Source organism: Stutzerimonas sp. KH-1, from assembly GCF_054483855.1.
The window spans coordinates 2853649-2878374 of sequence record NZ_CM137011.1 but is presented as its reverse complement, the minus strand read 5'-3'; the positions used below and the strand labels follow the sequence as shown (position 1 = coordinate 2878374).

At 66.0% G+C, this 24726-nt stretch carries 24 protein-coding genes and 1 tRNA gene; 3 read left to right on the top strand and 22 right to left on the bottom strand.

Annotated features, from left to right (window positions below):
* Window positions 1-6 precede the first annotated feature (6 nt).
* The 20 genes from ACX1DW_RS13965 to rpsU all read right to left on the bottom strand — a co-directional run bounded on the left by ACX1DW_RS13965 (window position 7) and on the right by rpsU (window position 20707).
* Window positions 7-1257: an NAD(P)/FAD-dependent oxidoreductase gene (locus ACX1DW_RS13965; protein ID WP_019405667.1), complete on the bottom strand. Its 1251-nt coding sequence runs from the start codon at window positions 1255-1257 to the stop codon at window positions 7-9.
* Window positions 1244-3592, bottom strand: a complete 2349-nt coding sequence (locus tag ACX1DW_RS13960; RefSeq protein WP_200600416.1) for an MMPL family transporter — start codon at window positions 3590-3592, stop codon at window positions 1244-1246. The genes ACX1DW_RS13965 and ACX1DW_RS13960 overlap by 14 nt, the downstream gene beginning before the upstream one ends.
* Window positions 3582-4193: an outer membrane lipoprotein carrier protein LolA gene (locus ACX1DW_RS13955; protein ID WP_200600415.1), complete on the bottom strand. Its 612-nt coding sequence runs from the start codon at window positions 4191-4193 to the stop codon at window positions 3582-3584. Before ACX1DW_RS13955 ends, ACX1DW_RS13960 begins: the two co-directional genes overlap by 11 nt.
* Window positions 4190-4615, bottom strand: a complete 426-nt coding sequence (locus tag ACX1DW_RS13950; protein WP_015278361.1) for an acyl-CoA thioesterase — start codon at window positions 4613-4615, stop codon at window positions 4190-4192. Before ACX1DW_RS13950 ends, ACX1DW_RS13955 begins: the two co-directional genes overlap by 4 nt.
* Entirely contained in the window at window positions 4608-6140 is a 1533-nt protein-coding gene (locus tag ACX1DW_RS13945) for an HAL/PAL/TAL family ammonia-lyase (RefSeq protein WP_200600414.1), read from the bottom strand. Before ACX1DW_RS13945 ends, ACX1DW_RS13950 begins: the two co-directional genes overlap by 8 nt.
* A complete protein-coding gene (locus tag ACX1DW_RS13940) occupies window positions 6133-7077 on the bottom strand; it encodes an LpxL/LpxP family acyltransferase (RefSeq protein ID WP_200600413.1) in 945 nt (314 codons plus the stop codon). Before ACX1DW_RS13940 ends, ACX1DW_RS13945 begins: the two co-directional genes overlap by 8 nt.
* On the bottom strand, window positions 7074-7889 hold the full coding sequence (locus ACX1DW_RS13935) for a glycosyltransferase family 2 protein (protein WP_200600412.1): 816 nt from the start codon (window positions 7887-7889) through the stop codon (window positions 7074-7076). Before ACX1DW_RS13935 ends, ACX1DW_RS13940 begins: the two co-directional genes overlap by 4 nt.
* Complete coding sequence (locus ACX1DW_RS13930; RefSeq protein WP_200600410.1) at window positions 7886-9562, bottom strand: AMP-binding protein; 1677 nt, start codon at window positions 9560-9562, stop codon at window positions 7886-7888. The genes ACX1DW_RS13935 and ACX1DW_RS13930 overlap by 4 nt, the downstream gene beginning before the upstream one ends.
* Window positions 9559-10134 (bottom strand): COG4648 family protein, encoded by a 576-nt coding sequence (locus tag ACX1DW_RS13925; RefSeq protein ID WP_200600408.1) that lies wholly within the window; start codon window positions 10132-10134, stop codon window positions 9559-9561. The genes ACX1DW_RS13930 and ACX1DW_RS13925 overlap by 4 nt, the downstream gene beginning before the upstream one ends.
* Before the next feature lie 49 nt (window positions 10135-10183).
* Complete coding sequence (locus tag ACX1DW_RS13920; RefSeq protein ID WP_200600406.1) at window positions 10184-10441, bottom strand: acyl carrier protein; 258 nt, start codon at window positions 10439-10441, stop codon at window positions 10184-10186.
* A gap of 12 nt (window positions 10442-10453) precedes the next feature.
* Complete coding sequence (locus ACX1DW_RS13915; RefSeq protein WP_061373892.1) at window positions 10454-10717, bottom strand: phosphopantetheine-binding protein; 264 nt, start codon at window positions 10715-10717, stop codon at window positions 10454-10456.
* On the bottom strand, window positions 10698-11504 hold the full coding sequence (locus ACX1DW_RS13910; protein ID WP_125868811.1) for a lysophospholipid acyltransferase family protein: 807 nt from the start codon (window positions 11502-11504) through the stop codon (window positions 10698-10700). The genes ACX1DW_RS13915 and ACX1DW_RS13910 overlap by 20 nt, the downstream gene beginning before the upstream one ends.
* Complete coding sequence (locus tag ACX1DW_RS13905; protein WP_102839609.1) at window positions 11480-12205, bottom strand: beta-ketoacyl synthase chain length factor; 726 nt, start codon at window positions 12203-12205, stop codon at window positions 11480-11482. The genes ACX1DW_RS13910 and ACX1DW_RS13905 overlap by 25 nt, the downstream gene beginning before the upstream one ends.
* A gap of 193 nt (window positions 12206-12398) precedes the next feature.
* Window positions 12399-12836 (bottom strand): thioredoxin TrxC, encoded by a 438-nt coding sequence (gene trxC / locus ACX1DW_RS13900; protein WP_200600404.1) that lies wholly within the window; start codon window positions 12834-12836, stop codon window positions 12399-12401.
* A 69-nt stretch (window positions 12837-12905) separates the two neighbouring features.
* Entirely contained in the window at window positions 12906-14183 is a 1278-nt protein-coding gene (locus tag ACX1DW_RS13895) for a bifunctional O-acetylhomoserine aminocarboxypropyltransferase/cysteine synthase (protein WP_200600402.1), read from the bottom strand.
* A gap of 92 nt (window positions 14184-14275) precedes the next feature.
* The gene (locus ACX1DW_RS13890; protein ID WP_102839611.1) at window positions 14276-16066 is read right to left on the bottom strand and encodes an SLC13 family permease; all 1791 of its coding nucleotides are present in this window, start codon (window positions 16064-16066) and stop codon (window positions 14276-14278) included.
* Window positions 16067-16296: 230 nt separating this feature from the next.
* A tRNA-Ile gene (locus tag ACX1DW_RS13885) sits at window positions 16297-16373 on the bottom strand.
* Window positions 16374-16484: 111 nt separating this feature from the next.
* Window positions 16485-18338 (bottom strand): RNA polymerase sigma factor RpoD, encoded by a 1854-nt coding sequence (gene rpoD / locus ACX1DW_RS13880; protein WP_063539646.1) that lies wholly within the window; start codon window positions 18336-18338, stop codon window positions 16485-16487.
* A gap of 67 nt (window positions 18339-18405) precedes the next feature.
* The gene (dnaG, locus tag ACX1DW_RS13875; RefSeq protein ID WP_458991712.1) at window positions 18406-20358 is read right to left on the bottom strand and encodes a DNA primase; all 1953 of its coding nucleotides are present in this window, start codon (window positions 20356-20358) and stop codon (window positions 18406-18408) included.
* A 133-nt stretch (window positions 20359-20491) separates the two neighbouring features.
* The gene (gene rpsU / locus ACX1DW_RS13870) at window positions 20492-20707 is read right to left on the bottom strand and encodes a 30S ribosomal protein S21 (protein WP_003290642.1); all 216 of its coding nucleotides are present in this window, start codon (window positions 20705-20707) and stop codon (window positions 20492-20494) included.
* A 195-nt stretch (window positions 20708-20902) separates the two neighbouring features.
* Here rpsU and tsaD point away from each other — a divergent pair, with 195 nt between their 5' ends.
* Entirely contained in the window at window positions 20903-21928 is a 1026-nt protein-coding gene (gene tsaD / locus ACX1DW_RS13865; RefSeq protein WP_014595739.1) for a tRNA (adenosine(37)-N6)-threonylcarbamoyltransferase complex transferase subunit TsaD, read from the top strand.
* Window positions 21929-21939: 11 nt separating this feature from the next.
* Here tsaD and plsY read toward each other — a convergent pair whose 3' ends face one another.
* Window positions 21940-22509, bottom strand: coding sequence for a glycerol-3-phosphate 1-O-acyltransferase PlsY (plsY, locus tag ACX1DW_RS13860; RefSeq protein WP_043942105.1), 570 nt, complete (start codon window positions 22507-22509; stop codon window positions 21940-21942).
* 75 nt (window positions 22510-22584) lie between these two features.
* Between plsY and folB the strand changes: the two genes are divergently transcribed.
* Window positions 22585-22938 (top strand): dihydroneopterin aldolase, encoded by a 354-nt coding sequence (folB, locus tag ACX1DW_RS13855; protein WP_013981670.1) that lies wholly within the window; start codon window positions 22585-22587, stop codon window positions 22936-22938.
* Window positions 22929-23471, top strand: coding sequence for a 2-amino-4-hydroxy-6-hydroxymethyldihydropteridine diphosphokinase (folK, locus tag ACX1DW_RS13850; protein ID WP_014595741.1), 543 nt, complete (start codon window positions 22929-22931; stop codon window positions 23469-23471). Before folB ends, folK begins: the two co-directional genes overlap by 10 nt.
* Here the strand turns inward: folK and ACX1DW_RS13845 are convergent, their stop codons facing one another.
* Entirely contained in the window at window positions 23472-24647 is a 1176-nt protein-coding gene (locus ACX1DW_RS13845; RefSeq protein ID WP_458991711.1) for a multifunctional CCA addition/repair protein, read from the bottom strand.
* Window positions 24648-24726: the final 79 nt, after the last annotated feature.

The following is a 24726-nucleotide window of genomic DNA, read 5'->3' as shown; positions in this document are numbered from 1 at the left end:
GCGCGCTCACGCGTCGGCACCGGCCGAGCAGAGTTCGGCCAGGACGCGCAAGCGGCGTTTGGGTTCGGCGACATAGGGGTTCTTTTCGTCCCAGGCATAGCCGGCGAGGATCGAGCTGATCATCCGGCGGATCTCCGGCTGGGCGTGTTCGTAGTAGATCACGTCCTGGAAGCTGCAATCGTACCAACCCTCCACGTAGGTCCGGAAGGTATCGACGCCGCGCTTGAGCGGCGCGGCGAACTCGCGTTCCCAATCCACCGGTTCGCCGCTCAGCTGGCGATGCAGCACGGCGGCGGCCATGTGGGCCGAGCGCATGGCGATGGTCACGCCGGAGGAAAACACCGGGTCGAGGAACTCGGCGGCGTTGCCCAGCAGGGCGAAGCCCGGACCGTGCAGGCTCTTGACGTTGGCCGAGTAGCCGCCGATCAGGCGCGCCGGGGTGTCCCATTCGGCATTGGCGAGAATGCGCCTGAGGTTCGGTGCCTCCTGGACGAATTCGCGCAGGCAGGCATCGAGGTTCACCGGCCGGCCTTCGTAGCGCTCGGCACTGGCGACCACGCCCAGCGAACAGCGGCCGTTGCTGAACGGGATGGTCCAGTACCAGACGTCCCGCAGCTCGGGATGGGTGGTGATAAGGATCTTCTCGCGGTCGAAGCGTGGATCGTCGATACGGTCCTCGATATGGGTGAAGATCGCCCGGCGCACCGGGAAGCCCGACGGCGCTTCCAGATCCAGCAGCTGCGGCAGTACCCGGCCATAACCGCTGGCATCGAGCACGAAGGCGGCATCGACGCGGTACTCGCTGCCATCGGCCCGACGAATCTGCAGCCAGGGCTGCGCGCCGGTGAAGTCCACCGCGGTGACTTCTTCCTCGTAGCGGATTTCCACACCCTGCAACTCGGCCTGGTCCGCCAGCAGCTTGTCGAAGTCGGCGCGCTGGACCTGGTAGGTGCTGCCATGGCCAGCGGTGAACTTGTCGCGGAAATCGAATTCCGTGTAGCGCTCGCCCCAGCCGAAGGCCGCGCCGTGCTTGGTCTGGAACCCCGCCGCGCGCACCGCCTCAAGCATCCCGGCTTCCTCGATGAAGTCCAGGCAGTGCGACAGCAGGCTCTCGCCGATGGAAAAGCGCGGAAAGCGCTGGCGTTCGACGATCAGCACGTCGTGGCCCTGGCGCTTGAGCAGCGCGCCAGCGATTGCGCCGGACGGGCCGGCTCCGATGATCACGACTTCACGGTGTTGCGTCTCAAGCGGCGCCATACGGCCTCCCTGCCTGTGGTGGTGGGTCTTGCTGATGGATGGCCCAGGGGGCCAGGAAAAAACTGAATGCCAGGCCGAGGCTGACGGTGAGGCCGAAGTTGCTTACCGCCGGCGTGCTGGACACCGCCAGCAGGCCGAACGACAGCCAGGTGGTGGTGGCCGCCAGCAGGGTGCCGACCAGGCTGACCGCGGCGCCCCCGACCTGCTCGCGCATCAGAATGGCGTAATCCACGCCGATCGCCGTGACCAGCAGCAGGCCGAACAGGCCAAACAGCGTCAGCGGCTGACCGAGCCAGCCGAGACTGGCCAGGCTCGCCAGGGCTGCCAGCAGCGGCACGGCCAGGCAACGCAGGGCGCCGCTCGGCCCGAAGGGAAAGCAGAGCAGGGCAAAGATCAGCAGGCTGGCGAGCAGCTTGAGTTCGCCGGCCTGAAGCTTGGTCGCGGCAAACAGCTGGTTGAGTCGGGCCGGCTGGTCGACCAGTGTCGTGCCGGGCACGTCTTCAGCGATGAGTTCCAGGGCGGCTCCGTCGCGCAAGCCCTGCAGGCTGATCAGCCCGGCGACTCCGTCGTTCTGCGCGCCGAGCCAGAGCGCGCGCCAGGGCTCGCCCAACGGGCCTGCCAGCGCCGCCTCGATGGTCACCGGTGGCTGTGCCTGCAGGCGCTCGATCTCGGCCTGCAGGTTGCTCGTCGCGGCGCCCAGCACGGCGAGCGGCTGGCTGGCTGCAAGCAGGTGCGGCAGGGCGGCGCGCAGGCGGTCCTGTTCGGCAGTCGGTGCAACCAGCTGGCTCAGGGCAAGGTGCCCGCCCAGGCGTTGCTCGGCCTGCAGGTCGGACAGGCGGCGGCTGAGCTCGGCCTGGCGTTCGAGCAGCGCGTCGGCATTGGCGGCGCGCACGAGGAGGTACTGGCTGGTGGGCTGGAAGCCAGTGATCGTGCCGATACGCTCGGCTTGCTGCTGCAGTACCGGCGCGCGGCTGACCCACTGGCGCAGGTCGTCCTCGAATGACAGCTGCAGCACGCCGCTTACGCAGAACAGTCCGAACACGGCCAGCAGCCAGGGCGAGCCGATGCGTGCAAGCAGGGCTTGGCGCACCTGCAGCCAGCGCTGCGCCCAACCCAATGGGCGTGGCCAGGGCTGCAGGCGACCATTGAACAGCAGCGGCAGCAGGCAGGTGGTGCAGAGGAAGGCGCCGAGCAGTCCGGCTGTAGAGAAGACCGCCACCTGGGTCAGTGCCGGGAAGGGCGTGAAGGCCAGTGCGAGATAGCCGATCAGGTTGGTTAACAGGGCCAGCGCCAGTCCCGGCAGGATCAGACCCAGCGCGCGCCGGCCGTGCCAGGGCTGCAGGGTCCAGCTCTTGGACAGGTAGTGCAGCGGGAAGTCCAGGCTGACGCCGATCAGGCTGGCGCCGAGCACCAGGGTCAGTACGTGCATCTGGCCGAACAGCGCGACGCAGGCGGCCGCCCCCGACAGCGCGCCGACCAGCACCGGCAAGGCGGCGAGGAGGATGCGCGGCGTGCGGAACAGCCAGAGCAACAGCAGCAGGGTGGCACCCAGTGACAGGCTGCCGATCAGGCTCGCCTCGGCGCGGGCCGAGCGCTGACCATGGGCGGCATGCAGCACGCCGCCGGCAGCGAGCAGTTCGCCGCCGGCGGTTTCGACAGCGCTGCGGGCGGCCTCGACGAGTGCGGCTACCTGTTGCGGCAGGCGCTCATCGAACGCATCGCCCTGCGTGCGCGCGTGCACGACGGCCCAGCGCTGGCCGGCGTGCTCGGCAATCAGACGGCCATCGCCACCGGTGCGAAGGCTGCCCAGCTGCGGCAACCGTTGCAGGGCCAGGCCGGCGATGCCGAACCAGTCCTGTTCGAGCGGCAGCGGGCTGGCGGCGAAGGGGTCGTAGAGGCGCTCGATGCGCTGCTGGACGAACCGCGCGGGATGTTCGATGAGCTGCTGGCGCTCGGTATCGCCAAGCAGTCCGAGGGACTGCTCGCGCAGCTGGCGCACGACTGCCGGCAGATCGGGCTTTACTCGCTCGCGCACCTGGGCGAACAGGCCGCTGCCACGCAGTTCGGCTGCCAGGCTTTCAGTCAGGCGCCAGGTTTCACGCTCGGCGTCATGCCGGATCAGCAGCATCAGGTCGCGCTTGAGCGGCTCCTGCATGCGCTCGGTCGCCAGCCCTTCGAGCGCGTCGTGACTCGCGTCGGGCAGGAGCTGCAGCAGGTTGGCGCTCAGCGGCGGGCCGTCGCGCCATTGCCAGGCATTCAGCGCCAGCAGGCCGAGCAGCGCCAGGCAGAACAGCGCGGCCGGCCAGCGCCGGGTCTGCAGGCGCTCAGTCGGCAAGATCGCGTTGCTCGCTGGCCGTGAGGGCGAGGTCGGTCTGGCTGTCGAGCAGACGGATCAGCGTGCGATCACCCTGGGTTTCGTGCAGCTCGATTCGAGTCACCGTCTCACCGCCCTGGATCTCGATGTCGGCGAAGATCTGCTTGAGCAGCGCGCCGCGTGGCGTCAGTTGCAACCGCCACGCGTCGGGGTCGCCTTTCAGCTGCAGGTCGAAGTCGCGCTGCAACGCCTGGGTGTCGCCGCTCAGCACGGCGAGGAACAGCTGGTTCTGTCGGGCCGAACCGCCCTGCGGGTCGACCGCCTGCCAGCCCTGTTCGCCGCGCCGCGCGATCCCCTGAGGCGTAATGCGATAGTCCTGGCGGATCGGCTGTTGCAGCAGCCAGAGCAGGCCGTGGTCGCGGGACAGGGTGAACTGGCCGTGACTGGTCAGCGGCTGCGGCAAGGCTCTCAGGTGCTTGTCCTGAATGAAGTCGCCACGTACCACGGCCGGCCCGCTCAGTTGTTCGGCGAGCTGTGGCAGGTCGAAGGACTGCGCCATGGCGATGGTGGTGGCCAGCAGCAGGACGGCGGCGGCCAGCCATTTCTTGAAGAGCGGCGTCATGCCAGTGCGCGCTCCACCGCGTCGACGAACACTCGTGGCGAGGCCAGCAGCATCTCGCGGCTGGCGATCTCCACGGCGACCTGCACGGTGCTGCCGCGGGTCATGCGCTCGCCGGTTTCGGCATCGCGGATCAGGTAGTTGATCTTCAGGCGGTTCTCCCACTCCACCAGGTCGGCGCGCACCACGATGCGCTGGTTGAAGCGCGCGCCGCGCATGTAGCGCAGCTGCACGTCGATGATCGGCCAGGCATAGCCGGCATCGCGCATCTGCTGATAGTTGTGGCCGATACGCTCGAGCAGCGCACAGCGGGCAACCTCGAAGTACTTGACGTAGTGGCCGTGCCAGACCACGTCCATGGAGTCGACATCGAAGAACGGCACGAGCATCTCGACCTCGGCCTGCAGTACGCCGTCCTTACGCATAAAGCCTCCAGTGGCGGTTGCGGATCTGTTCGAGGCACAGGCGCAGTTCGCCTTCCAGCGCCCGGTCTTCGATCAGCGGGGGGAAGGTCGCCGCCAGTTCGCTGTGCATGGCCGCCAGTGGTGCGGGCAGCGGGCGCGCGTCTTCCTGGCGCTGGCGCAGCCAGACGCCCTGCTGGGCGGCGAGCAGCGTGGCCGCGGCGACCTGCTCGCTCAGCTCCAGGCTGCGCAGCGCGTCGCGGGCGGCGATGGTGCCCATGCTCACCTTGTCCTGGTTGTGGCATTCGGTGGAGCGCGAGAAGACGCTGGCCGGCATGCTGTTCTTCAGCGCTTCGGCGGTCCAGGCGCTGGCACCGATCTGCACCGCCTTGAAGCCGTGGTTGATCATCGCCGTGGCGGCCGGCGCGCCGGAGAGGTTGCTCGGCAGGCCGTGGTTGTAGCGCGTGTCGACCAGCAGGGCGAGCTGGCGGTCGAGCAGATCGGCGACGTTGGCCACCAGGTTCTTCAGGCTGTCCATGGCGAAGGCGATATGCCCGCCGTAGAAATGTCCGCCGTGCAGCACGCGCTCGTTGTCGGCATCGATGATCGGGTTGTCGTTGGCGCTGTTCAGTTCGGTCTCGATGAACTGGCGCAGCAGGCCCAGGCTGTCGGCCAGCACACCGAGCACATGGGGCGCGCAGCGGATGGAGTAGCGGTCCTGCAATCGATGCAGCGGCGCCGCGGGCGCATCGATGGCCAGGTCCTGACGAATCCAGGCGGCGACCTGAGCCTGCCCAGGATGCGGCTTGGCGGCGAACAGACGCTCGTCGAAGTGCTCGGGGTTGCCCTGCAGGGCGATCGCGTTCAGCGCGGTGATGCGGGTCGCCAGCTGCAGCAGGTAGTCGGCGCGGGCGTAGGCCAGGCAGGCGAGGCCGGTCATCACCGCGGTGCCGTTCATCAACGCCAGCGCCTCCTTGGGACGCAGGGTCAAGGGTGTCCAGCCGAGCTGGCGATGCACTTCGGCGGCGCTGCGGCGCTCGCCGCGATACAGCACCTCGCGCTCGCCGGCGAGGGCGGCAGCGACATAGGACAGTGGGGTCAGGTCGCCGCTGGCGCCGACCGAGCCTTCCTCAGGAATCAGCGGCAGCACATCGTGTTCGAGAAATGCCTGCATGCGTTCCAGCAGCTCGATGCGTACACCGGACATGCCATGGGTAAGCGAACGCAGGCGCGCGGCGAGCACGGCGCGGATGGCTTCGGCGTCCAGCAACTTGCCCAGCCCGCAGCCATGAAAGGTGAACAGGTGCTGCGGCAACGCCTCGACCTGATGCAGCGGCACCGCCACCACGCAGGAATCGCCATAGCCGGTGGTAACGCCGTAGATCACGCCTTCGCGGTCCAGCAGGGTGTCGAGAAACTGCGCGCCGCGGGTGATGCGGCTGCGAAAGGTCTCGTCTGCCTGCAGCCGTGCCGACGCACGGCGCTGCGCCACGGCCAGCACGTCCTCGATGCGCAGAAGGTGTTCGCCAAAGATCACGGGCTCAGTCACGACGCGGGTCCTGTGTGTTCCAGAAGGGATAGAAGTTGAACCATTGCAGCGGCGCCTCCAGGCAGCGCGCGGCGAGGCGGTCGGCGTAGCGCTGCACTGCCTGCGCGATCACCGCGTCGCGCTCGGCGCGGCGCCAGCGGATGCGTTCGGCGAACGGCTCGAGATGCACATGGAAGCGCTCGTCCTGCTTGAGACAGAACAGCAGATTCACCGGGCATTCCAGCAGGCCGGCGAGCAGCCAGGGCCCCTGGGGAAAGGCTGCCGGCTGACCGAGGAAGTTCGCCACGGCGGTGCGCCCACCGTGCAGCGGCACCCGATCACCGGCGATGGCCAGCCACTCGCCGCGCTCCAGACGCTGGGACAGCTGCAGCATGGTCGCCGGGTCCAGTTCGCTGACCTGGATCAGCCGCAGGTTGTCGGCGCCGGACTGGTCCAGCAGGCGATTGAACTGCTCGGCGTGACGGGTGTGCACCAGCACGTTCATCCGCACTTCGCCGCCGATCTCGGCCAGGGCCCGGCAGATCTCCAGATTGCCCAGGTGCGAGCCGACCAGCAGCTGACCGCGCGCCCCGGCGAGGCTGGCGTGCAGGTTGGCCGGGTCGTGGATCACGAGGCGTTCCCGTCCGACGCGCCCGCTCCAGACGTCCAGCTTGTCCAACAGCGCTTCGGCGAAACTCATGAACTGGCGATAGACCGAGCGCGTACTCGGCTGCAGTTCGGCGCGACCGCTCCAGTGCGCCAGGTAGCCCTGATACTGGCGCGCGCTGTCACGGGCGCTGCGGCCGAACAGATAGAAATACAGCACGATCAGATACAGCAGCGGCGCCATGGTGCGCCGACCAAGTACCCGTACCGCCCAGGCGGTCAGGCGCATCAGCGCGAAACTGCCGCGCTCGCGCTGCGCCGCCCAGTGCGAGGGCATCGGGGCTTCGCTCATCGCTGCAGGCGCCGGGCAAGCAGTTTTGGCGCGCGCAGCAGCATGCCGAAGAACAGCCGCGCATGCATGGCGGAGATCAGTGCGTTGTCCAGCCAGAGGCGGAAGTGCGAGACGCCATCGGCCGGGTAGTGCACCCGCGTCGGCAGCCAGACCATCGGCTGTTGCTGCCAGTGTAGGCGCACCAGAATTTCGGTATCGAAATCCATGCGCCGGCCCAGGCGCACGCTGTCGATCAACGCCAACGTCGGCTCCAGCGGGTAGACACGGAAGCCGCACATCGAGTCGCGGATGGCCAGCGACAGGGTGTTGATCCAGACCCAGACATGAGTCAGGTAGCGGGCATACAGGCGCCCCTTGGGCACGCTGGCGTCGTATCGCGGATAGCCGCAGATCACTGCGTCCGGCGCCTGGCTGGCGCGGTCGAGGAACAGCTCGACACCGGACAGGTCGTGCTGGCCATCAGCATCGACCTGCAGTGCATGGCTGAAGCCCAGTCGCCGCGCCTCGCGCAGGCCGCTGATCACCGCGCCGCCCTTGCCCTGGTTGCGCGGATGGCGGAGCAGGAAGACGCCGGTCTGCTCGGCCAGCTTGTCGATGACTGCCGCTGCGTCCGGGGAGGAACCGTCGTCCACCAGCACGCAGGGCAGATCCGCCGCACGCAGCGCGGCAACCACCGCGGGCAGGCTGCGCTCGTGGTTGTAAACCGGGATCACCGCGCAGGGCTTGAACCAATCCTCTTCGTTGGGCAGGGCGGGCGTCACGCTGGCGATCGGCTGCTCCTCGACGGGCGGCAAGGGATTCAGCGTGGTCATGGGCGAGCTCCCAGCAGGATGCGGCCGGACGAGCAGGGCTTGCCGGCGTTGTGATAGGCGAAGTACAGCTTGCCGCGGGCATGATCGAAACGCAGGCTAAGCTCCAGGTGATCGCCAGGGCGAGCGAGCTGCTGGAACTTGAGCACTTCCATGCCACCGAAACGCGGCGGCAGGTCGTCGATCAGTTCGCGCGCGAGGTTCATCGCCCACTCGATCTGAACGACGCCAGGCAGGACCGGCGTACGCGGGAAATGGCCGCTGAAGTGCGCCAGGTCCAGCGGCACGCGCAGCTCGATCTGCCAGTGATCGTCCTGCCACTGCTGCTGCAGACGCTCCGGTTCGCGCGGGCGCGGCGCCAGCAGCAGGGCGTCGAGTTCGGCCTGAGGCAGTTTGCCCTGGGCATTGCCCGGTAGCTGATGCAGCAGTCGCCAGCGCCGCGGCAGGGCCAATGCTTCGCAGTGGTCGTTCAGATGCTGGCGCAGAGCCTGGGTGACGGCGCGCCGGCCCTGGTTGCGCAGGGCGAATATGCCAGCCTCGCTCAGCGCCACCAACGCGCCGAGATAGGCCCGCTGGTCCTGGATGACGCCCAGGCGAGCCTCGCTGAGGTAGGCGTGCTCGGCCAGGGCGCTTTCCAGCATCGGTAGCGAGATCCGCTTCTCTTCCAGCTTGACGATGCGATCCAGCCGGCCACGCAGGGCGAAACGGCCATCGGCGTGCAGCTCGGCGCCATCGGCGGTCTGTTCGACGTGCCCGCTGGCGAGCCATGGCGAGGCCACGCGCAGCGCGCCCTGCTCGTCCTGGCCGAGCTCGACGCCCGGTAGCGGCTGCCACAGTTCGCCGCCCTGGCGCCAGGCGATGCCGCCGGTTTCGGAGCTGCCATAGATCTCCGTCGGCCACTGGCCAAGGCGCTCCCAGAGTAGTTGTGCGGCCTCGGCCGGCAGTGGCCCGCCAGAGGAGAACACCCGACGCACCTGGCGCAGCGCCGGCCAGTCGAGGTTGTCGCCCATGCGTTTGAGCAGGGCGGGACTGGCCACCCAGCAGAACGCCGGTTGCTCACGGCTGGCCCGCTGCATGTCCTCGGCGAACGGCAGGGGGCGGCGCAGCATCGGGCGGCCGGCGCACAGCGGCCAGAGCACACGGAACAGCAGGCCGTAGATGTGTTGCGTGGCGACGCTGCCGATCACGCTGGCAGCTCCGAGGTCGGCGCCCCACAGCGCTTCCAGCGTCTCGATCTCATGGGCGAGCTGCGCCAGGCGCTTGTCGATCAGTTTGGGCTGGCCGCTGGAGCCCGAGGTGCAGAGCGTCAGGCCGAGCAGCTGCGGATCGAGTTCAGCGGCATTCAAGGGTTCGCCCAGCAAATCCATCAGGCTGTGATCACCAGGCTGATCGGTCAGCCACAGCTCGGCCTGGGCGTCCAGGCGCTCGCGGTTCGCCGGCTGCAGGTCCGCCGGCAGCAGCACACGCGCGCCGGCGCGCCAGGCACCGAGCAGGGCGATTGCCAGCTGCGCGGCATCCTCCAGGTGCACGGCCAGGCTGCGCACATTGCGTCGCTGCAGCCCACCGGCCAGCTGCAGCGCCTGCTGTTGCACCTGGCCGAGCGACAGTGCGGGGGCATCGGTTACCCGCCGCGATTCGCCTGAAGTCAGCAGTTCACACAGGGCGATCCAGCTCATGTGCGGCCTCTGACCCGCTGACGTACCAGCCACTCGCCGGCGAACAGCAGGCCCATCAACAGATAGGCGATCAGCCCGTTGTACAGCGTCCACCAGGCCAGCGGCGCCCAGAGCGTCAGGGCGGCGGCTATGGTGCCGTTGATGACGAAGAAGCCCACCCAGACTTTGGTCACCTGCCGCGTATAGCGCACGCCGGCTTCCGCCAGATCCGGCTCCTGTAGCCGGGCCAGACGCTCGATCACCGGCATGCCGACGAACAGGCTACCGGCGAACAGCGCGAGCATGGCGGCGTTGATCAGGACCGGATACCAGCGCAGCAGGACATCGTCGTCGAGCAACGCCAGGGCAAGGCAGAACAGCAGGGCGACAGCAGCCGTCGCGCGGCTGACGGCGCGCTCGCTGCTCAGCAGGCGGGCAAGCCAGAGCGCCCCGAGTAGGGCGGCGAATACCCGCGGCGAGAGGTGCTCGATACCGAAGTAGACGGCGAACGGATAGGCCAACCCGGCGAGCAGCAGGGCGAGACCGGCCATGCGGGCCAGGCCGGGCGGGATGGTGGATGAGCGTGGAAGCATCAGGAGTCCGAAAAACCGTGGTTGTGCTGCGGGGCGGGCGCGATGCCGGTCAGGCTGTCTCCGTGCTGGTCAGACGATAGACCGCCTCCACCACGTCACCGACGGTGCGCACGGTCTTGAACTCCTCGGCGGCAATCTTCTTGCCGGTCTGGCGCTTGATATGGTCGATCAGGTCGACGGCGTCGATGCTGTCGATCTCCAGGTCCTGATAGAGGTTGGCCTCGAGGGTGATGCGCTCGGGTTCGAGTTCGAACAGTTCCACCAGGGCGTCGCGCAGGGTTTGGAAAATCTCGTTGCGGCTGTTCACGGCAGATGCTCCTCAGGCGGTGGCGCGGCTGGCGCTGACGAAAGCTGCCAGGCTGTCGACGCTGGCGAAATGCTTGCGGGTGTCCTTGGCGTCGGCGTCGATCTTGATACCGAAGCGCTTCTGAATCGCCAGGCCGAGTTCCAGGGCATCCACCGAGTCGAGGCCAAGACCTTCGCCGAACAAGGGCTGGTCGGCAGCGATGTCGTCCGGGCCGAGGTCTTCCAGACCCAGGGCGTCGATGATCAGTTGCTTGATTTCAAGCGTCAGTTGGCTCATCGAGTGCGAGCTCCTTTATGAAGTGTCGGTGCAGATGGTCGTTAAGGCGGCGCGAAGCGATCGGCGCGGCGCCTAGGGCGGCGAATGCCTGCGGGTCGATGTCGTCACCCACGCGCAGATGAAAGTGGAAGCGCCGCGAGGGGATGCGGTACCAGGGCTCGGCCTTGGTCAGGGTGGTCGGTGTCACGCTGATCACCACTGGCGTCACCAGCCGCGCGCCGCGCAGGGCGATGGCCGCTGCGCCGCGATGGAACTGCGGGGGCTGGCCGGGCGTGGTGCGGGTGCCCTCGGGAAAGATGATCAGCGTCTGGCCCTGCTGCAGGGCTTCGGCGGCTTCGTCGAGCATCTCGGCGCTGCCGTTGTTGCTGATGTACTGCGCGGCGCGAATCGGGCCGCGGGTGAAGGGGTTGTCCCACAGACTCTGCTTGACCACGCAGTTGGCGTCGCGGATCAGCGCGATGAGCACCACCACGTCGATCAGCGAAGGATGATTGGCGATGATCAACTGGCCCGGGCGACCGAGGCGCTCGGCACCTTCGACCTCATAGGTCAGCACGCCGCTGCGGTACATGAACTGCACGAACAGCCAGAACAGCCGGCTGACCGTTTGCCGTGCACGGCTGCGTCGGGTGATGGTGTCGCCGGGCAGCAGCGCGAGTAGCGGGAAGACCAGTATGCGCAGGCACAGCCCGCCGATGCCGAACAAGGCGAACGACAGCCCGGTGGCAACCAGGCGCCACAGCCACGGCACATTGGGCCGCTTCAGCGCGTCCGCTGCCAGTTCCATCTGCGCGTCTTCCATTGATGCGTGAGTTGGGAGCGGCCATCGAGCAATGCCCGGATCAGCTCCAGCGCATGTGGTGCGGATGCTGTCACGGCGGGCTCGTCGGCCGATTGCAGTTGCAGTTGCCAGGTGTCTCCGGCGGTCAGTCGCAGCGCCAGCGCGTAGGGTATCTGGACATCATCAATCCAGGGTCGATAGGCGTCTGGCGGCGTTTCCTCGGCGATCACCAGCAGAACGGCCGGCGCGCCTTCGTTCAACAGCAGCGCGGCTTCGAGGAGCGCGTGCTCGAGCCCGTCGCCTTCCGCGGCGAGGGCCGTCATTTCGCTGGAATCGCCCTGAAAGATCGACCAGAGGCCGATGATGGCGTTGTGCACTGACAGGCTGAACTGGGTCGGCGAAAGCGGCTGCTGCTCGGCCAGGTCGCTGAGCAGGGCGAAGTTGCGGGTGGTTTCACCGTGGCGCGAGGCATACACCAGCGGCATCGGCGGCTGGTCTTCGACCAGGGGGGCGGCGACAGCAAAGACCATGCGCGCCAGCCGGCTCAAGCGCCGACGCTGCATGGCGGGCAAAAAGGATACGTCCGGCTGAGCGTCTGGAGCGTCCGGCCAGACGCTGGCCAATGCCCAGCGCGACCAGTCGGCATGGCAGGCACAGCCCGGGGCCCAGGCCTGCCATTGGTCGATGTCGAAGCGTATTGCGCTCATGCCTGCGCGGCTCTCGTGGGGCCAGCGCATAGACGTCCGTGTGTTACTTGCATTGGAAGTGCCGCTCGAAAAGTGCGGGCATTATCCAAGTGCCATGATGGCTAGGCAAACATTGCGACACATATCCTGATGGGAGGTCGCAATTGTGGGTGGAACTTGGCGCTGTTCTGGTTGTCGCCTGGCGTTTATGCCGTCAGCGCACGCCATGCTGTGCCAGCCAGGCCAACAGTTGTGGCAGCGGCATGGCTCCGCTCTGGCGCGCGACTTCGCGGCCTTCGCGAAAGAGGATCAGGCTCGGAATGGAGCGGATGCCGAGCTGCGTCGACAGTTGCGCGTTGGCTTCGCTGTCGAGCTTGGCCAGGCGGCAGCGGCCCTGCAGCTGGCGCGCGGCCTGGGCGAAGGTCGGGGCAAAGCTGCGGCAGGGGCCGCACCAGCTGGCCCAGACATCCACCAGTAGCGGCAGGTCGCCCTTGATCTGGTTGGCGAATTGCTCCTGTCGCAGGTCGAACGGTTGGTTTGGCAGCGCCTCGGACTTGCAGCGCCCGCAGCGTGGCGCGTCATGTACGCGATCGGATGGAATGCGGTTGAGGCTGGCGCAATGTGCGCAGGGGACGATCAGCGAATCGGTCATGGCGAGGCTCCCTCGGCGATATGCCGATAATGTGGAGCCTCGCGGGCGGATATCAAGCTGCGCGCCGTCTCAACCCTTGGATGCGGCCAGTGCCTGGGCCAGGTCGGCGAGTATGTCGTCGATGTGCTCGATACCGATCGACAGCCGGATCAGGTCCTGCGACACGCCGGCGCGGGCCAGCTCGTCGGCATTCAGCTGGCGGTGCGTGGTGCTGGCCGGATGGCAGGCCAGGGACTTGGCATCGCCGATGTTGACCAGGCGCACCACCAGTTTGAGCGCATCGATAAAGCGCGCGCCGGCCTCCATGCCGCCTTCGATGCCGAAGCAGAGAATCGACGCCGGCATGCCGCCCATGTAGCGGCGGGCCAGTTCGTGCTCAGGGTGATCCGGCAGTCCAGCGTACTTGACCCATGCCACCTGTGGGTGGGATTGGAGGAACTCGGCAACCTTGAGCGCGTTTTCGCAGTGGCGCTCCATACGCAGGGCGAGGGTTTCCAGCCCCTGCAGGATCAGGAACGAGTTGAACGGTGAAATCGCCGCGCCCATGTTGCGCAGCGGCACAACGCGGCAGCGGCCGATGAAGGCGGCAGGGCCAAAGGCCTCGGTGTAGGTGACGCCGTGGTAGGACACGTCCGGCGTGTTCAGCAGCGCGAAACGTTCCTTGTACTGCGCCCAGGGGAATTTGCCGGAGTCGACGACGATACCGCCAATGCTGGTGCCATGGCCGCCCATGTACTTGGTCAGCGAGTGCACGGCGATGTCCGCGCCATGCTCGAACGGTCGGCAGAGCACGGGCGTGGCGACGGTGTTGTCGACGATCAGCGGCACGCCGTGGCGGTGCGCGGCTTCGGCCAGGGCGGCAAGGTCGATGATGTTGCCGGCCGGGTTGCCGATGGACTCGCAGAACACCGCCTTGGTGCGCTCGTCGATCAGCGCTTCCAGGGCGGCGATGTTGTCGTGGGCGGCGAAGCGCACCTCGATGCCCTGGCGCGGCAGGGTATGGGCGAACAGGTTGTAGGTGCCGCCGTAGAGCTTGGCCACCGAAACGATGTTGTCGCCGACTTCGGCGATGGTCTGAATGGCGTAGGTGATCGCTGCCATCCCCGAGGCTACGGCCAGTGCGGCCACGCCACCCTCTAGGGCCGCTACTCGCTGCTCGAGCACGTCGGTGGTGGGATTCATGATGCGCGTATAAATGTTGCCCGGCACCTTCAGATCGAACAGGTCGGCGCCGTGCTGGGTGTCATCGAACGCGTACGAGGTGGTCTGGTAGATCGGTACCGCCACGGCCCGGGTGGTCGGGTCCGGGCTATAGCCTGCATGGATGGCGAGGGTTTCCAGCTTCATGGCGCGCTCCTTTTTTTGTTCGTCGGGGGCAAAGGCCCGAGAGCATGAAACTGAACGCCTGGACGGTCAATGATCCAGCGCAAGCCTTGTCGTCAGAGCGGCGTGAGCGGCCAGAATAGCGGAATCACCAGCGTAGCCACGACCCACAGCAGCAGGTTCAGCGGTATGCCCACCTTGAGGAAGTCGGTGAAGCGATAGCCGCCGGCGTTGTAGACGAAGGTGTTGGTCTGATAGCCGATCGGCGTGGCAAAGCTGGCGCTGGCGGCGAACATCACGGCGACCACGAACGGGCGTGGGTCGACCCCCAGGTGCTGGGCTAGGCCAATGGCGATCGGAGTGATCAGTACGGCCACCGCGTTGTTCGACAGTATCTCGGTGAGGATCGAGGTCAGCAGGTAGATGAACGAAAGCATGAACAGTGGGCCGGCCCAGGGGGTAATGGCCGTCACGTTCTGCACGACCAGCTGCACCAGCCCCACCTTGTCCATGGCGATGCTGATCGCCAGCATGCCGAAGATCAGGCTGAGGATCTTCCAGTCGACTGCTTTGTAGGCGTCCTCGACATCCAGGCAGCGCGTCGCCAGCACTGCGGCTGCACCGATGATCGCCAGGCCTTCGATCGGCATCACGCCAAAGGCCGCCAACACCATGACCGAGAGTGTGGCGATGATCGCGATCGGCGCCTTGTCGCGGCGGAACGCACGTTCCTGCACCGCGTTGAGGCTGATCAGCTCGCCGTTGTCGGCGAAGCGCTTGATCTGCGCTGGCGTGCCCTCGACCAGCATCACATCACCGAACTGCAGCTGGAAATCGTCGAAGTTGCCCTGGATGTTCTCGTCTTGGCGGTGCACGGCCAGCACACTGATGCCATAGCGTGCGGACAGGTCGAGGTCGCGCATCGGGCGGTGGCTGTAGCGCGAGCCGCGGCCGACGATGGCTTCGGCGAGAATCACATCTTCACTGCTGATGGTCTCGAAGGCGTCGCCACGGTTGAAGGTCAGGTGGCCGCTTTCGCGCAGCTCGACCACGTCCTTGACTTGGCCGTGGATCATCAGCAGATCGCCGGCGTTCAGCGTGAAGTCGTGCTCCGGGCGGCTGAAAAGCTGGCTGTCGCGATTCACCTGCAGCACCTGCAAGCCGCTGCCGCCATTGAGGTTGGCCTCGGCGATGGTCTTGCCGATCACCGGCGAACTCAGCGGAACGCGCAGCTCGGTCATGAAGTTGCGGTCCAGGCGTGGGCCGAGCAGCTTGGACAGTGTGTCGCGTTCCGGCAACAGGTGCTTGCCGATGGTCAGCAGATAGACCATGCCGGCGGCGGCCATGATCAGCCCCGCTGCGGTGATCTCGAACATGCCGAAAGGGGCGAGGCCGGCTTTGCGCGCCACGCCGTCGACGAGGATGTTGGTCGAGGTGCCGATCATCGTCAGCGTGCCACCGAGGATCGTCGCGTACGACAGAGGAATCAGCAGTTTCGAGGGTGTGGTGCCGGCACGCTTGGCCAAGGAAATCGCCACGGGCGTGAGGATCGCCACCACCGGCGTGTTGTTCAGGCCGGCGGAAATGACCAGCGCGGTGATCGTCAGGCCGAATAGGACCCGTGTAGGGCTGGTGCCCACCAGATTGCCGAGCCAGTTGCCCAGCGCATCGATGCATCCGGTGCGCTCCAGCGCCGCCGAGATGATGAACATGCAAGCGATGGTGACCGGCGCCGAGTTGGACAGCACGCCGAGCACCTCGCCGGGCGTCAGCAGCTGCGTCGCCAGTAGCACCGCCACGGCAATCGCCACGACGATGTCGGGGCTCCAGCTCTCCCTCACGAACGCCACCAATACCCAGATCAGCAAGGCGCAGACGAACAACAGCGGCAGCGATTCTGGAAGCATGGACGTCCTTAAGGATGGCGACTGAGGCGCGTCGAAACAACGGGCCCGCGGCGCAAGATAGAGACGTCAGCTTAGAGAGTCCAGAAACCTTTCCTGCTGTTTATATGCGATCTGGTTATTAACGGAGAATGGGCGCGGCTGGCGAGCGCGGGGCCGGAAATGGCGGCGTCGCTGAGTCGTCCGTCGACAGCGGATAAACGAAAAAGCCGCGCAATGCGCGGCTTTGAAGGTGGTGGGCCCACACGGACTCGAACCGTGGACCAAAGGATTATGAGTCCTCTGCTCTAACCAACTGAGCTATAGGCCCCCAGAAGGCCGGCGGATTATACCGGCGGTATGGCGGCTGCGCCAATCGAAGCTAGCTGCTCCGAGGCATACGGCTGAAAAAACAACCCCCGGCATGCCGGGGGTTCTGGTCTTACTCGTCGAGGAAGGAGCGCAGATGCTCGCTTCGCGTCGGGTGGCGCAGCTTGCGCAGCGCCTTGGCTTCGATCTGACGAATGCGCTCGCGGGTGACATCGAACTGCTTGCCGACTTCCTCGAGGGTGTGGTCGGTATTCATGTCGATGCCGAAGCGCATGCGCAGCACTTTGGCTTCACGGGCGGTGAGGCCGGAGAGCACTTCGCGGGTGGCCTCCTTGAGGCTTTCCACGGTGGCTACGTCGATCGGCGACTGCATGGCCGAGTCCTCGATAAAATCGCCCAGGTGCGAGTCTTCGTCGTCACCGATCGGCGTTTCCATGGAGATCGGCTCCTTGGCGATCTTCAGTACCTTGCGGATCTTGTCCTCGGGCATTTCCATGCGCTCGCCAAGCTCTTCGGGCGTGGGCTCGCGGCCCATTTCCTGCAGCATCTGGCGGGAGATGCGGTTGAGCTTGTTGATCGTCTCGATCATGTGCACCGGGATGCGGATGGTCCGCGCCTGGTCGGCAATGGAGCGAGTGATCGCCTGGCGAATCCACCAGGTTGCGTAGGTCGAGAACTTGTAGCCGCGGCGGTATTCGAACTTGTCCACCGCCTTCATCAGGCCGATGTTGCCTTCCTGGATCAGGTCGAGGAACTGCAGGCCGCGGTTGGTGTACTTCTTGGCGATGGAGATCACCAGGCGCAGGTTGGCCTCGACCATCTCCTTCTTCGCCCGACGGGCCTTGGCCTCGCCAATGGACATGCGACGGTTGATGTCCTTGATGTCGGCGATGGCGAGCTCGCACTGCTGTTCCAGTTCGATCAGCTTCTGCTGGCAGCGCTGGATGTCTTCCTTGCGGTTGCCGATGGCCTCGGCGTACTTGCTCTTGCCGGCAGCCAGTTGCTCGGCCCAGTCGAGATTGGTCTCGTTGTTCGGGAACTGGCGCAGGAAGTCGGCGCGTGGCATGCGGGCATCACGCACGCACAGCTGCATGATGGCTCGCTCCTGGGCGCGGATCTGGCTCAGTGCGTCACGCACGCGCTCGACCAGGGCATCGTACTGCTTGGGCACGAGCTTGATCGGCATGAACAGGATGGCGAGGGCTTCGAGTTCCTCGGTAGCCTGCTGGCTGGCGCGGCCATGCTTCTTGAGGGCCTTGTTGGCTTTTTCAAGCTGTTCGGCGACCGCGCCGAAGCGTAGGCGCGCGACTTCCGGATCGGGCCCGCCGTCGCCTTCTTCTTCTTCGCTCTCGGACTCTTCTTCGTCCTCGTCGTCCTTGTCATCGTCCACCGGCTTGCTGGTGGACTGCGGCGTCTGCGGCTCGACTTCCTGAGGCGCGGCGGCGCCGTCGTCGTCGGGGTCGATGTAGCCGCTGAGGATGTCGGACAGGCGGCCGCCTTCGTTCGTCACGCGCTCGTAGTCAGCGAGAATGCTGTCGACGGTGCCGGGGAAGTGGGCGATCGCGCTCATGACTTCGCGAATGCCTTCCTCGATGCGTTTGGCGATTTCGATCTCGCCTTCGCGGGTCAGCAGTTCGACGGTGCCCATTTCGCGCATGTACATGCGCACCGGGTCGGTGGTGCGGCCGATGTCGGTCTCGACCGCCGCGAGTGCAGCGGCGGCCTCTTCGGCGGCAGCTTCATCGGTATCGGCTTCGGCCAACAACAGGGCATCGGCATCCGGAGCGGTCTCGAATACGTTGATGCCCATGTCGTTGATCATGCGAATGATGTCTTCCACCTGTTCCGGATCGGAAATATCCTCCGGCAGGTGGTCGTTGACCTCGGCGTAAGTCAGGTAACCCTGCTCACGGCCACGCTGGATCAACTCTTTGAGGCGGGACTGCTGTTGCGCTTTTCCGGACATATAACCCTATCCACTGAAGGTTCTGGCGGGCTGAAAACAAGCTGAGCATTATAGCCGAGCTAGGACCTCACGCGCCAGTTGAGGTCGGTGTAGTGGGTATTGCGTTGCGGCTCAATAGGTTACGCAGTTGGTCTTTTTCCTCTGCGCTGAGTTCACCTTGGCGAGCCTTGCGCAGCAGGTTTTCGAGGCGCCGTTCCCGCTGTCTGGCGGCAAGGCTATTAATGGTGTCGAAAAACTGCTGTTCAAGGTTATCGGCAGAGATCAGCCATTCTTTCTCTGCCAGTGCGCGTAAAAGTCGACCCTGATCCGTGCCGTGCCAGCGGGCGATCAACTGCAGGCTGCGCAGCCTTGGGTTTTTCTGCAGGGTGCCGAGCAGCGCCACTAGCAATTGGGCGTAGGTATCGTCTTCTGCGGCGAAATGACTGACGTCTTCCACCTTCTGCGCCAGCTCCGGATGGTGCAGCAGGGTGCGCAGGGTGGTCAGTGCCGGGGGCTCGACCGTGGCGGGCGTGCGCGGCCCGCGTGGCATTAAGTCTGGACCCTGGCCGTTTTTTTTCCAGTCCTTTTTCCACTCTTTCTTGCCGGGCTTGCCGTTGCGCGGTTGCGGCTGCACGGGTTCCGGTGGCTCGAAATGGTCGGGCTCGCCGTAGGCCGGGCTGGCGTCGTAGTAGGTGTAGTCGTCGTAGGTCGGCGTGCTGCTGGGCGCGGATACGGGCGCGGCGGCCATGTGCTGCAGCGCCTCGCCGTTGAGCCCGGTGATCTCGGTCAGGCGCTGACGCATCAGTGCGCGCAGGTTGTTGCCCGGTATCTTTTCGATGAGCGGTGCGGCCAGTGTCGCCAGATGCGCCTTGCCTTCCAGGGAGCGCGGATCGGCCTCTTCACTCAGCTGCTGGAAGAAATAGTCGGCAAGTGGTTGCGAGTGCTGCTGTATGCGGGCGCGAAAGGCGTCGGTGCCCTCGGCGCGGACCAGGGTGTCCGGATCTTCGCCGTCCGGCAGGAACAGAAAGCGGGCGCGGCGCCCGTCCTGAAGGTTCGGCAATGTAGCCTCCAGTGCGCGCCAGGCAGCCTTGCGTCCGGCGGCGTCTCCGTCGAAGCAGAACAGCACGCTAGGAACGATGCGGAACAGGCGTTTGAGGTGTTCCTCGCTGGTGGCGGTGCCCAGGGTGGCGACGGCATTGCGCAGACCTTGCTGGGCCAGGGCAATGACGTCCATGTAGCCCTCGACCACCATGATCTCGTCGAGATCGCGGTTGGCCTGGCGCGCTTCGTAGAGGCCGTAGAGCTCCTGACCCTTGTGGAATACCGGGGTCTCCGGCGAGTTGAGGTACTTGGGCTTGTCGTCGCCCAGCACTCGACCGCCGAAGGCGATCACCCGACCACGGCTGTCGCGGATGGGAAACATCACGCGGTCGCGAAAGCGGTCGTAGCGCTTGCCGTTCTCGGCGTTCTCGATCAGCAGGCCGGCATCGATCAGCGCCTTCTGCTGAAGGGCGTCGCCGCCGAGGTGCTTCATCAGGTTGTCCCAGCCGGGCGGTGCGAAGCCCAGGCCGAAGTCGCGGGCGATGACGCCGGACAGCCCGCGTCCCTTGAGGTATTCCACCGCGGCCTTGCGCGTCGGATGGCTTTTCAGCGCCTGGCGGTAATAGTCGGCGGCGGCGGCGAGCAGTGGGTAGAGCGGTGAATCGACCAGCTGGCGGGGCTTGTGCTTGCGCCCGCTGTCCTCGCGTGGGACTTCCATGCCGGCGCGCTTTGCCAGCTCTTCGACCGCCTGGGGGAAGTCCAGCTGGTCGTGGTCCATGACGAAGCCGAGGGCGTTGCCGCCGGCACCGCAGCCAAAGCAGTAGTAGAACTGTTTGTCCGGGCTGACGCTGAAGGACGGTGTCTTTTCTTTGTGGAACGGGCAGAGGGCGCTGTAGTTCTTGCCGGTCTTCTTCAGCTGGATGCGCGAACCGACCACTTCGACGATGTCGGAGCGGTTGAGCAGGTCATCGATGAAGGATTGGGGGATCAGTCCGGCCATAGGGGTATCAGATTACGCTCGCATGCGCCGGAAATGAAAAAACTCCGGCCTTTCGCCGGCTGGCGAAGCGGAGTCTGCATGCAATGCAAAACCCGGCCGAAGCCGGGTTTGATGCAACGTCAGCTGTACTGGATCAGTACAGGCGGACGCTACGGCGCTGCTCGCGCTGCACTTTCTTGGCGTGACGCTTGACTGCGGCAGCAGCCTTGCGCTTGCGCTCGGCAGTCGGCTTCTCGTAGAACTCGCGCGAACGGACTTCGGCCAGAACGCCGGCTTTTTCGCAGGAGCGCTTGAAGCGACGCAGTGCTACGTCGAAGGGTTCATTCTCTTTAACTTTGACAGCGGGCATCCAGGACTTACCTTCACTTGATTACCGGTGGCAACGCGCTTCGGCAATGACTCGCAAGCACGCTGGTTTTAAGGGTTGCGGATGTTACCCGCTCCAATGGCGGAATGCAAAGCCCCTGATCGAAAAGCGCTGGTCGGTCGGACGGCCCGACGATTAATATGCACGGCTTCATTCGCCTTCCGGAAGGTTGAACCCATGCTGGTGCTGGGGTTGGAAACGTCCTGCGACGAAACGGGTGTCGCGCTTTATGACAGCGAGCGGGGCCTGCTGGCCGACGCGCTATTCAGCCAGATCGACCTGCATCGCGTCTATGGCGGCGTGGTGCCGGAGCTGGCTTCCCGTGATCACGTGAAACGCATGCTGCCGCTGATCCGTCAGGTGCTGGCCGAGGCCGGCCGCGAGCCGGGGCAGGTCGACGCGGTGGCCTATACGGCCGGCCCGGGCCTGGTCGGTGCCCTGCTGGTCGGTGCGTCCTGTGCTCAGGCGCTGGCGCTGGCCTGGGGCGTGCCGGCGGTCGGCGTGCACCATATGGAGGGCCATCTGCTGGCGCCGATGCTCGAAGCGCAGCCTCCGGCGTTTCCGTTCGTCGCCTTGCTGGTGTCTGGCGGGCATACGCAGCTGGTGCGTGTGGATGGCATCGGCCGCTACGAGCTGCTCGGCGAATCGGTGGACGATGCCGCTGGCGAGGCGTTCGACAAGACCGCCAAGCTCATGGGCCTGCGCTACCCGGGCGGACCGGAGATCGCACGGCTGGCCGAGCAGGGCACGCCGGGCCGCTTCGTCTTCCCGCGCCCGATGACCGACCGGCCGGGACTGGACTTCAGCTTCAGTGGGTTGAAGACCTTCACGCTCAATACCTGGCAGCAGTGCCGCGATGCCGGCGACGACAGCGAGCAGACTCGCTGCGACATCGCGCTGGCCTTCCAGCAGGCGGTGGTGGAGACGCTGACCATCAAGTGCCGACGGGCGCTGAAGCAGACCGGGCTGAAATCGCTGGTCATCGCTGGAGGGGTCAGTGCCAACCAGTCGCTGCGTCAGTCGCTGGAAACGATGCTTGCCGAACTCAAGGGGCAGGTGTTCTATGCGCGGCCACGTTTCTGCACCGACAACGGCGCAATGATCGCCTACGCTGGCTGTCAACGCCTGCTGGCGGGCCAGCATGATGGGCCGGCGATCGCCGTGCAGCCACGCTGGTCAATGGAGACGCTGCCGGCGATCTGAACCGAATCGGCCTAGAAGTGCCTTTCCCGGCCAGCGAACAGATCGCGAACATTGCTGCGGTGACGCCAGACTATCAGCGTTGCCAACAGGCTCATCGGCAGCAGCGCACCGGGCTGCTGCCAGGCCAGCAGCGGCAGGCAGAGCGGCAGGGCGATCAGGGCTGCCAGCGAACTGGTGCGGGTCATGCGGAATACCAGGAGCCAGGCGGCGATGGCCAACAGCGCGGCCGGCGGGTAGAGCGCGAGCAGGGCGCCGGCGGCGGTCGCCACGCCCTTGCCGCCGCGAAAACGGAAGTACAACGGATAGAGATGGCCGCATACCGCCGCCAGACCGATCCAGGCCTGCTGCTGAACGCTCATGTCCAGCGAGGCGGCCAGCAGGACGGGCAGCAAGCCCTTGAGCAGATCGCCGAACAGCGTGCAGATCGCCAGACGCTTGCCGGCCAGACGAAGCATATTGGTGGCGCCGGGGTTGCCGGAGCCACTGGCGCGCGGGTCGGGTATTCCGGCCAGGCGGCTGAGCAGTATGGCGAATGACAGCGAGCCGATCAGGTACGCGAGCAAGGTCAGCAGCCAGAACATGGAGTCCATCCGGGGCAGGGAGTCCCTGAGTCTAACGGCGCGTTTCGAGCTTGTCGTGCCGCAGGAGAACGTTGCGTGGATACAGTCTTCATCGAAGGCCTGGAAGTGGATACGGTGATCGGCGCCTATGATTGGGAGCGCGGCATCCGGCAGTGCCTGCAGTTGGACCTGACGCTGGGCTGGGACATCCGTCCGGCGGCGCGGAACGACGAGCTGGACAAGGCGCTGGACTATGCCAAGGTCGCGGCGGCCATCGATCAGTTCGCTGCCGAGGCGCGCTTCGAGCTGGTCGAGACCTTCGCCGAACGCCTGGCACAGCGCCTGATGAGCGAGTTCGGCATTCTCTGGCTGCGCCTGCGGGTCACCAAGCCCGGCGTTAATGCGCGCGCCCGTGCGCTGGGCGTGGAGATCGAACGCGGATGTCGCTAACTCCGGTGCTGCTCGGCCTGGGCAGCAATGTCCAGCGTGAGCCCCATCTGCATGCCGGCCTCGATGCGCTGGCCGAGCTGCTGGTGAGCATGCGTTGTTCGCCGGTGTTCGAAAGCCTGGCGGTGGGCTACAAGGGCGACAACTTCTACAACCTCGTGGTCGCCGGCGATACCGAGCTGCCGCTGACCGAACTGGACCGGCGGCTCAAGTTCATCGAGGCGGACAACGGGCGTTACGCGCCGGATCGCAAGGGATTGCCACTGGATATCGACGTGCTGCTCTATGGCGAGCTGGTCGGCAATTTCCACGGTTTGCTGCTGCCGCGTGCGGAGATTCTCAAGAACGCCTTCGTGCTCTGGCCGCTGGCGCTGCTGGCCCCGACCGTACGGCATCCCGCCGCGGATGCCAGCTTTGCCGAGCTGTGGGCGCAATCGACCATCGACCAACAGCTCTGGCCGGTGCCCTTCCAGTGGCGCGGCGCGGAGCTCACGCCCCCGGAGCTGGTCCGCGCCCACCCGCCGCGTTGTGCCTGACTAGCCGTTATTCGCATTCTGCTGGCAATGCCGCCGCAGCGCCTCGAGTCGGGCAGCGGCGAGTGCCTTGCCCAGTTCGGCGCCCTGGTGGCCTTGTTCCAGCAGCGGTTTGATCGCGACGTCACGAGCTGTTTTCGCCGCCGCCCGCAGGTAGTCGACCTGGGGTAAGGATTGCGCGGCGCCGTCTGCCGGGGCGGTCATTTCGCAGGCCGCGATGAAGTGCTCGAAGCGTTCCGGGCGGCGATAGATATCGAAGTGCTGCAGCATGTCGAGCAATGCCTCGGCGGGCAGCGTGCGCGCATCGAGTGCGTCCTGATGGTAGCGGCCGAACAGCATCGCCAGTTCCTGGCAATCCCGCGGCGCCTTGCAGCGCTGGTTCAGGGCGGCGATGGCCTGCAGGCGTGCCTCCTGGCTGGCGGCTGGTCCGGCGCTGCCGAGCAGCAGGCAGGTCCAGCGTACCGGCAGTGGCTGGGCGTGCTTCGCACAGCGCCGCAGTGCGCCGAGCAATGCTTCGCCATATGCGCTCTGCTCCTCGAAACTGGCAGCCAGTTCGGGGAACAGCTCCGGTAGGGCGTGACAGGCTTGCAGTACCTGAATGAAGACATCCGGGCGCGGCTCCATCAAGGCGCGGGAGATCTCCTTCCAGCTGCGTTCGGCGGTGAGTGCCGACAGCTCGCCGGAGCGCGCCAGCTGACGCATCAGCTCAAGGGTTTCGTCGGCGATGCGGAAGCCGAGCTCGGCGTAACGCGCGGCGAAGCGCGCCACGCGCAGCACTCGCAGCGGGTCTTCGGCGAAGGCCGGCGACACGTGGCGCAGCAGTCGGGCCTGCAGATCACGCTGGCCGCCGTAGGGGTCGATCAATTGCCCCTGCTCGTCTTCGGCAATGGCATTGATGGTGAGGTCGCGTCGCTGCAGATCCTCCTCGAGGGTGACCTCGGGGCTGGCATGGAAGGTGAAGCCGCCATAACCGCGGCCGCTCTTGCGCTCGGTACGCGCCAGGGCGTACTCCTCGCCGCTCTGCGGATGCAGGAACACCGGAAAGTCTGCGCCCACCGGGCGAAAGCCCAGGGCCTGCATTACCTCCGGGGTGGCACCGACCACCACCCAGTCCACTTCACTGACCGCGCGCCCCAACAGACGATCACGCACCGCGCCGCCGACTTTGTAGATCTGCATAACCACCTCCGTAGGCGCGGAGGATAAAGGATATCGGCCGTATGGCCACAGATTGGTGCTGAGGAAGGGGCCGCGGGCG